This window comes from Thermodesulfobacteriota bacterium (genome assembly GCA_034189135.1).
In the GTDB taxonomy this organism is placed as follows: domain Bacteria; phylum Desulfobacterota; class Desulfobacteria; order Desulfobacterales; family JAUWMJ01; genus JAUWMJ01.
Genome location: JAXHVO010000028.1, coordinates 38,427 through 46,932, shown reverse-complemented (window position 1 = coordinate 46,932; position 8,506 = coordinate 38,427). Strand labels below are relative to the sequence as shown.

The window sequence follows — 8,506 nt, the reverse complement described above, 5'->3', positions numbered from 1 at the left end:
ATTTTGAGCATATGCTCATTTTCGGAACGAATTCGATCCCGACTTTGTACTATTCTGAACCGGCATCTTATTTTGACCTGTCGTTCAGTAGTAAATTTGTCTATTTATGGATCGACACTAACTAAACAGCTTTTGTCCATATTGTCAATCAAAGATAAAAGACATGACGGGGTAACCGCATTTGGAAAAATAAAATCAGTTTAAGAGGAGGGGTTTAAGGTAGCACTATTTCCAAATGCGGTTATCTTGAACCACATAAGAAACAGTATAAAAATGTTCTTAAGCTTATTTTTTCCTACTTTCTCCATGAAAACAGTGATGCACCAATGGCTAAAAATACCGCAGTCATTATCAACAGGATGGATATCTCCGGGATCACATCAAAAAGCCTTTGGCCGTCATTCATAATTTTGCGTGCGGCACGCAGCAGGTGGGTCAGGGGGAAAATATTGGCAAACATTTTTAACCACTGCGGCGCACCTTCAATGGAAAACCAGACTTCAGATAAAAACATCATGGGCCAGGTCAGAAAGTTAAGAATCCCTGATGTCAACTCTTCATTGGTGCCACGGGAGGCGACAATCACTCCCAGGGAAATCAGCGAAAAGCCTCCGGTCAAAAAAACAATGACCAAATCAAAATAAGACCCCTCCACATTAAATGAAAATATCAGGTCGCATCCGATCCAGATGATAACAACCATAAATGTCAGTATAATCAAACGGGAAATAGTTTGAGCGGTGAGATATTCCAGGGCGGTTAGCGGCGTGGCCTTTAAGCGTTTTAAAACCCCGTTTTTCCGATAACGCACGATAATATACCCCACTCCGAAAAGGGCACTGAACATCATATTCATGGCCAGAATTCCGGGAAACAAAAAATCAATATAACGAATTTCTTTTCCCTGAATCACCTGCTTTTTACCCAGTTGTTTCATATTTTGCGGAATGAGGCTGGAATAATACAATTTTTCAACAATATACCCTTTGGGAGAGGAACTGCTCACCCAGTATTGGAATTCCTCGGATTTCAGATTTACCAGCATATCGATTTTATGGTGATTTAGCTTATCCAATCCAATTTCAAAATTTGGAAATGCGATAAATTCAATGGATGCTTCATTTTTAAATTCTTCCGGCAGGTTTAATTCCGCTTGGATGACATTTTCTGCTGTATAGGGAAAAACACCGACCTTATAATCTGGCCGATTTCCCCCTCCAAAGATCAGGCCAAACCCAACCACGATCAAAAACGGAAAAAGCAGGTTCCATCCCAGTAAGCCTTTATCCCGAAAAAATTCGTAATTGCTCGCTTTTAAAATCGCTAAAATACGTGTGACATTCATATTCTATTACCTGCAAGAATACAAAATTGATGGCTTTGTAAGAAATCATACTTACCACTGAGAACACGGAGGGCATAGAGATAATTAATTAACAAAAAATAATATTCTCTGTGTTCTCAGTGAGCTCAGTGGTGAAAAATACCTTTTTGCGACGCCATCAAATTTATATTACTCTCTTAACTTACGACCCGTCAAAGTCAGAAATACATCTTCAAGATTGGGAGTATACACCCTGACATTTTTAAAGGGGATGTTTTTTTTCATCATTGTATTAAAACATTCCTTGATATCATCCACCTGAATTTCAACCAGACCATCTACGATTTGATAGGCATATGGCAAATCGGAAATCCTGGATTCAATATCCTTCATCGGGAGTAAAACAGATGAGGATTTACAATAGGTTTTTATCAATTCCTGGGGACTGCCATGGGCAATGATTTCTCCGTGGTCCAGAATTGCGATTTCATCACACAGGTATTCAGCCTCCTCCATATAGTGTGTGGTCAGTACCACTGTTTTTCCCTGGGTCTTGATGGTTTTCACGATTTCCCACAGGTTATGCCTGGCCTGGGGATCCAGCCCGGTGGACGGTTCATCCAGAAATATCAACTCCGGGTTATTGACTAAAGCGATGGCAATCAACAGCCGCTGCTTCTGGCCGCCGGACACTTTATCATTCTTCTGGTCCAGAATATCCTGCAGGTGGCACATCTCTATAATTTTATCAAGGTTGTCTTTCCGGGAATAAAGAGTACCAAAGGTCTTCAGCGTCTCATGAACCGTCAGATAGGCGAGCAATGAGGTCTGCTGGAACTGGATTCCCACCTCTTCTTTAAAAGAGCGAAAACGCGGTTTATCTTTGTACAAAATCTCACCGGATGTGGGGGGAAGGATTCCTTCGATCACTTCCAGGGCGGTTGTTTTTCCTGCCCCATTGGGTCCGAGCAGTCCAAAACAGATCCCCCGCCTGATGGTAAAACTAACCTCATTGACCGCGGTCAGTTCACCGTAATTCTTTTTTAATTTTTTGATCTCAAGAATGGTGGTCATTCTTAACCCTCCGATTCATTAAATATTTTGTAAAAAATGTAAAATCTTTCCTTGTTATTAAAGCAAAAATCCGGAGAATACTTTGATATATTCGCGCACGAAGTTAAACTAGGGAAAATATTCCTTTCGAAATATGCAGTCCTTTGTCATTCAACAACATTGTTGTGCGACTGTTACCTAACGCATCACCCCAACTCTTGCCCTCTGGTACCTTTTCGTCTCACACCCGTTCAATGGAAGATCACTCATTCATTTTGCCTTAATTACCCGCAACCAACCGGGAAATGAGCCAAACCATAATACAATGAAAATATTAAAACAATCATATCAGGTTTACTGGGAAAATCACCCAAAAATATTGGTTGCTATTTTTTTATCACCTCCTGTTTTCCAGGGTTGTTTTCAATCCAATAGTCGAAAGCCAGCAAACTTCAAAATCTGCTTAAAATCGTTTTTTGATAGTCGTTTATCAAAAAATACTCTTGACGGTTTAAGCCTAAATGTACCATAAGTAATTCAAGCGGTTTCGTAAAAAATAGAGAATCCACGCCCGAAAAATATAGTTCTAAAACTGAATAAAAATGAATACAAATAATAAAACCAGACTGGCCGAACTCATTCAAGAGTATTCTATAGAAGTTACCGACCCGGCAGGACGGCTGGCCCAGGTCATGGAAGACAATCAAGCGTTAAAACTGGCGGATAAATGTCGTTGCAGCATTCATGACATTTATCTGGAAGCCATGAACCTGAGGATATATCCTTATCGTTATCTTCGCAACAGGGAGGCAATTACTCTCAAGGAACAAATCATTCTGGCAAAATCGAAGGTGGCCGTAATTGGAGCCGGCGGCCTTGGGGGACAGTTGATTTTATCCCTGTCAAGACTTGGAATCGGTCATCTGGTCATCAGCGATGGGGATGTTTTTGATGAAACAAACTTAAATCGCCAGGCATTATCCAGCACGGAATCCATAGAACTTTCCAAGTCCGAAACAGCCGCCCGTATTATAGGATATATTAATCCCGGTGTGATTGTTTCCCCCCTTATGGTGAACATCGACACTTCCAATGTCGATCAAATACTGGACGGCGTCGATGTGGTGGTGGATGCACTCGATAATATTTCAGACAGGTTCGTTGTGGAAGAGTCGGCCAAAAGGCTGAAAATTCCAATGGTACACGGCGCTGTGGCAGGCTTTGAAGGACAGGTGATGACCATCTTCCCGGACGATCCGGGTTTGAAGTCATTGTATGGAGATGATCAGGCTGAGAAGAATAATCGAAAAAGCCCTGAAGCAATACTTGGTGTGCCGGCGGTGACACCAGCTTTTATGGCCACACTCCAGGCAATGGAAGTGCTTAAAATCATTCTGAAACGAGGAAATCTTTTAAGAAAGACCATGGTCCATGTGGACCTTGAAACCGGACAGTTTAATAAGTTTGAACTATAACTCAGGTGGATAGGTTTAAGGCTGAAGACCGTTAGGGAAAAACGCCTTTACCACAAAGGACACTGAACTCACAGAGATAACGAATTAAGGGATCGGAGAGTTTCTCCTAAAAGACTTTTTGGTGAACCGTCTGCGTTTTAATGATTGTCAGCGATTCGTCCGGGGAATAGCCCATCGCCCGCTGTGATCATTAACAAATTCGTTTAAAATCTTGCAGCCGCCCCCTATCCTCTGCGTTAAATCCATACAGACAGAGACGATCATTGCCGCCGTGGGATCCTGTCTGCCGGGGCTGGTTCAAATTTGATCTCAGCGAGATAGCTGCCGTATGTCAACTCTCAAATAATATTGTTAATGATCACAGCGGGCGATGGGCTATTCCCCGGACGAAATTAGCAGAGATCGCCCCCTACCTTTAATTAATAAAACAAAATATTCTCTGTGATCTCTGCGTATTCAGTGATGAATGATGTTAATCACAAAGTTCAAAAAGTGCTGCCGCACCCATTCCTCCGCCGATGCACATGGATTCGACACCGTATTTAACCCCTTTTGCCTTCATGTTGGCAAGAAGCGTGGCACACAGTTTTGCACCTGTGCATCCCAAGGGGTGACCCAGAGCAATCGCCCCGCCGTGGATATTGATCTTGTCCATATCATTGTCTAAGCCAAGCTCTCTGATACAGTACAGCGCCTGGGAAGCAAAGGCTTCATTTATTTCAAACAACCCGATGTCCTTGAATTCCATTCCTGCCATGTTCATCAGTTTGGGAATGGCATACCTGGGTCCCACACCCATCTCATCAGGCTCACAGCCGATGGTGGTATAATATTTCAACTTTGCAATGGGTTTTACTCCCAGTTCCTTTACCTTCTCTTCGGACATAATCACGGTTGCCGCAGCTCCATCTGTAGTCTGGGAGGAATTGCCTGCGGTAACGGAACCGTTGGCGGCAAAAACCGCCCGTAAATTCGCCAGTCCCTCCTTTGTGGTTGACTCCCGGATACCGTCATCAAAATCCTGCAGGAATGTCTCTTTTCGGTATGTGCCATCCTCCTGCTGAACGAACCGTGCTGCAGGAGTCGGTACGATCTCGGTAAAAAGCTTTTCCGCCTTGGCTTTGGATGCTTTCATCTGGGAATGATAGGCAAATTCATCCTGGTCTTCCCTGGATATGTTATACCGATTAGCCACATTCTCTGCCGTAATTCCCATTGAAGAATAAAGGTCGGCATACTTCTTGGTGATTTCAGGATGAGGCCTCGGAAGATACCCCCCCATGGGAACGTAGGTCATGGATTCTATTCCACCACCAATGGTGACATCAGACCATCCTGCCATCACCCGCAAACATGACAAAGAAATCGCTTCCAGCCCGGACGAACAGAACCTGTTTACCGTCGCACCGGAAACTTCAATGGGAAAACCTGCAATCTGACTTGCCATTCTTCCGATATTCAAACCTTGCTCGGCTTCAGGAAAAGAACAACCGATCATGACATCGTCCACATCTTTTTTTTCCAGGTTTTCCGTTTTTTCAACAGCGGCAGATAAAATAAAAGACAGAAGATCTTCCGGTCTGGTATCTTTAAATGCGCCCTTGTTTCTTCTGCACCCGGGGGTTCTGACTGATGTTACTATATATGCATCTTTCATGACATTTCCTCCTTAGTTTCTAAGCGGCTTACCGGTCTCTAATATATGATCAATTCTGGCAATCGTTTTTTCTTCTTTAATAAAATCGATGAATGCCTCCCTTTCAAGCTTAAGGATAACATCTTCGTCCACTTCGCTGTTGGCCCGAACCTCTCCGCCACTTAAAACATAGGCAATCCGTTTGGCCAGAAATGCATCATATTCACTGACAAATTTTGCACTCACCATGTTAAGGATCTCAGCATTAATCATTCCATGAGCCGATTCGCCAAAAACCCTGATTTTTCTCTTGACCGGTGGTGCATAACCTTCATCAACCATCTTTAAGACTTCCTTTTTGGCCTCGCCGATCAGGTAATCCCGGTTAAATACGATTCTGTCCGTCGGCCCTAAGAATCCGTTGGCTCTTGCCTCCGCAGCAGACATGGAAACCTTGGCCATGGCGATGGCCATAAATGCCGGAACAAAGAATTTTGCCAGATCGACATCGGTGACTGCCTCCGGTATGGTACTGATAAATTTTTTCCACAGGTTCAGGCAACCGCCACCCGCCGGAAGAAGACCCACACCTATTTCCACAAGACCCATATACAGCTCGGCATGCGCGACAATCCTGTCGGCGCCGAGGCACGTTTCACATCCGCCCCCAAGGGTCATCCCGTATGGTGCGGCCACAACCGGAAATGGGGCATACCTTCCCTTTTGAATGCCTGACTGGCCTTTTTGTAAAAATGACTCAATTTCAGCATATTTTTTCTCTTTTGCCAGATTCCGAACAAACGCCAGATCGGCACCCGCTGAAAAAGCGCCCGGCATCCCACCGGCCTGGTTTCCGATAACCAAGCCGACGCCGTTTTCGTCAATATAGTCTTGTACGTCTCCTATAAAATCAATAATCTCACCATTTAACGCGTTCATCTTGGTGTGGAATTCACAGCAGAAAACCCCGTCTCCGATATCGATCAGAGAGGCCGAATTGCATGTCCGGACCACCTTGTCCGCACCCCTGAGCGCTTTAAGAGAAATAATGTTTTTACTTACCACCTGTTCCCGGTAGTCATTTGACTTAAAATCATAAAAGAAAACCTTGCCGTTTTCAGACTTGTAAAAAGATGTGCCACCGGATTCAAGCATCCCGGTAACCAGTTGCGGTACTGTTAAACCTTCTTTTTTCATCCTTTCCACAGATTCTTTCACACCGATGACATCCCAGGCCTCAAAAGGCCCCATTTCAAAGTTGAATCCCCACTTCATGGCATTGTCGATATCAACAATGGTATCTGAAATTTCGGGTATCCTATTGGCGGCATAGATCAGATTGTTGGCAACCGCTTTCCAAGCAAATTTTGCTCCCTTATCCTCACCGTACAAAATGGCCTTTATTTTGTCGGGAAGTGTAGCCGCCTTTTTTGCCTCGGCAAGGCAGGGAAAATCAGGCGGTTCATATTCCGCATATTCAAGGGTGGCAGGATTTATCACTTTACGAATTTTTTTCCATTCAGGCGTCAGATCCGTTTTATAAAACCCGCTTTGTGTTTTTTTACCCAGCAGGTTTGTTTCAATCATTTTATCCACGAATTCCGGTATAACAAAGCTTTCCCTGGCCTCGTCATCTTTCACCAGATCATAGGTATTTTTCGCCACATGCCCCATGGTATCGAGACCGACCAGGTCGGTAGTTTTAAACATGGCTGTTTTCGGCCTTCCCATGGCCGGTCCGAACAGCGCATCCACTTCCGGGATGGTGAGCCCATCCTCAAGCATAAGCTGCATTGCCTTTGTAATCCCCTGAACACCGATTCTGTTTCCCACAAAGTTCGGGGTATCCTTGGCCCACACAATCCCCTTACCAAGAATCCTTTCCCCGTAATCGGCCATGAATTCAACGATTTCAGGCAGTGTTTCCTCTCCTGCAATAATCTCAAGCAGCTTCATATACCTAACAGGGTTAAAAAAATGAGTGCCCAGAAAATGCTGACGGAACTCAGAGCTCAAGCCTTCCGACATCGCCTTCAAAGGAATCCCGGATGTGTTGGAAGAGACAATGGTACCTTTTTTTCTTACCGTTTCGATCCGTTGGAAAAGGTCTTTTTTGATCTTCAGGTTCTCAACCACCACTTCCACAATCCAGTCACAATCCGCCAGTTTAGCAAAATCATCTTCAAGGTTGCCGATGGAAATGAGATCGACATCCTTTTTCTGCATAAGAAGAGACGGCATAGACATAAGAACCGTGTCAAGTCCGGCTTTTGCGATCCGGTTGCGTGCGGCAGGGTCATTCTTCTCATCATCTTTCAAATCAAAGGGAACGATGTCCAGTAATAAAGTCTTAACGCCGGCTCCGGCCAAGAGGGCAGCTATTCCTCCCCCCATCACTCCTGAACCGATAACCGCGGCCGATCTGATTTTTCTATTCATAATAGCCTCCTGGATAAATTATTAACGATAGAGCCAGTTTCAAAACGTCCCATTTCGAAGTCTACGCTTATCTGCCCAATCTCTGTGTCAGGCTAACATTTTAATCCGCGAAATACTACATGTATTCCTGTGGTTAATCCGCCTCAGGCGGATCACCCTCCTTGACCTTGGACAGATAAGCGCAGACTTCGGGCTGAAAGGTTTTGAAACTGGCTCGTTATATGAATGAATATTCATTCATTTATCAGAAAGGTTATTTGCCTGTCAAGTAAATTCCTTGACGGGAAACAATAATTTGAATATTTAATTTTGATTTAAAAATCTATAAGTTATAAAATTATATATTGCATCGACCTCATAAAAATATTATTTAAAACTATTGAAGGGATATATAGAAACCGCTGAATAAAGATTCATTTATTAGTTGAAAAAAGTGGGGAAATAGGGAAAATACTTTGTATGGCGCAAGCTTGCGATATAAAAGCCACCTGCCGACTGAAATGAACCACAAATGGTCGTTATGATGCTGTCAAATGTCTATTGCAGCAAAATCTGTTCAGGTTGTTCCGAGAGGGGTAT

General features: G+C 43.7%; 5 protein-coding genes. 1 reads left to right on the top strand and 4 read right to left on the bottom strand.

Annotated elements, in window-relative coordinates; genetic code table 11:
• Nucleotides 1-295: 295 nt before the first annotated feature.
• Together SWH54_04170 and SWH54_04165 are read right to left on the bottom strand one after the other, a co-directional pair.
• Nucleotides 296-1,345: an ABC transporter permease gene (locus SWH54_04170; GenBank protein MDY6790448.1), complete on the bottom strand. Its 1,050-nt coding sequence runs from the start codon at nt 1,343-1,345 to the stop codon at nt 296-298.
• A gap of 168 nt (nt 1,346-1,513) precedes the next feature.
• Nucleotides 1,514-2,398 carry an ABC transporter ATP-binding protein gene (locus SWH54_04165; GenBank protein MDY6790447.1) on the bottom strand — a complete coding sequence of 295 codons (885 nt, stop codon included), beginning with the start codon at nt 2,396-2,398 and terminating at the stop codon, nt 1,514-1,516.
• Between the two features lie 581 nt (nt 2,399-2,979).
• Between SWH54_04165 and SWH54_04160 the strand changes: the two genes are divergently transcribed.
• Nucleotides 2,980-3,852, top strand: coding sequence for a HesA/MoeB/ThiF family protein (locus SWH54_04160; GenBank protein MDY6790446.1), 873 nt, complete (start codon nt 2,980-2,982; stop codon nt 3,850-3,852).
• A gap of 472 nt (nt 3,853-4,324) precedes the next feature.
• Here SWH54_04160 and SWH54_04155 read toward each other — a convergent pair whose 3' ends face one another.
• Together SWH54_04155 and SWH54_04150 are read right to left on the bottom strand one after the other, a co-directional pair.
• A complete protein-coding gene (locus SWH54_04155) occupies nt 4,325-5,509 on the bottom strand; it encodes a thiolase family protein (protein ID MDY6790445.1) in 1,185 nt (394 codons plus the stop codon).
• A gap of 12 nt (nt 5,510-5,521) precedes the next feature.
• The gene (locus SWH54_04150) at nt 5,522-7,927 is read right to left on the bottom strand and encodes a 3-hydroxyacyl-CoA dehydrogenase NAD-binding domain-containing protein (protein MDY6790444.1); all 2,406 of its coding nucleotides are present in this window, start codon (nt 7,925-7,927) and stop codon (nt 5,522-5,524) included.
• Nucleotides 7,928-8,506 lie beyond the last annotated feature (579 nt).

Excerpts from the sequence above, each read along its gene's own strand:
- SWH54_04170 (MDY6790448.1), bottom strand. The coding sequence starts at position 1,345 with ATGAATGTCACACGTATTTTAGCGATTTTAAAAGCGAGCAATTACGAA.
- SWH54_04165 (MDY6790447.1), bottom strand. The coding sequence starts at position 2,398 with ATGACCACCATTCTTGAGATCAAAAAATTAAAAAAGAATTACGGTGAA.
- SWH54_04160 (MDY6790446.1), top strand. The coding sequence starts at position 2,980 with ATGAATACAAATAATAAAACCAGACTGGCCGAACTCATTCAAGAGTAT.
- SWH54_04155 (MDY6790445.1), bottom strand. The coding sequence starts at position 5,509 with ATGAAAGATGCATATATAGTAACATCAGTCAGAACCCCCGGGTGCAGA.
- SWH54_04150 (MDY6790444.1), bottom strand. The coding sequence starts at position 7,927 with ATGAATAGAAAAATCAGATCGGCCGCGGTTATCGGTTCAGGAGTGATG.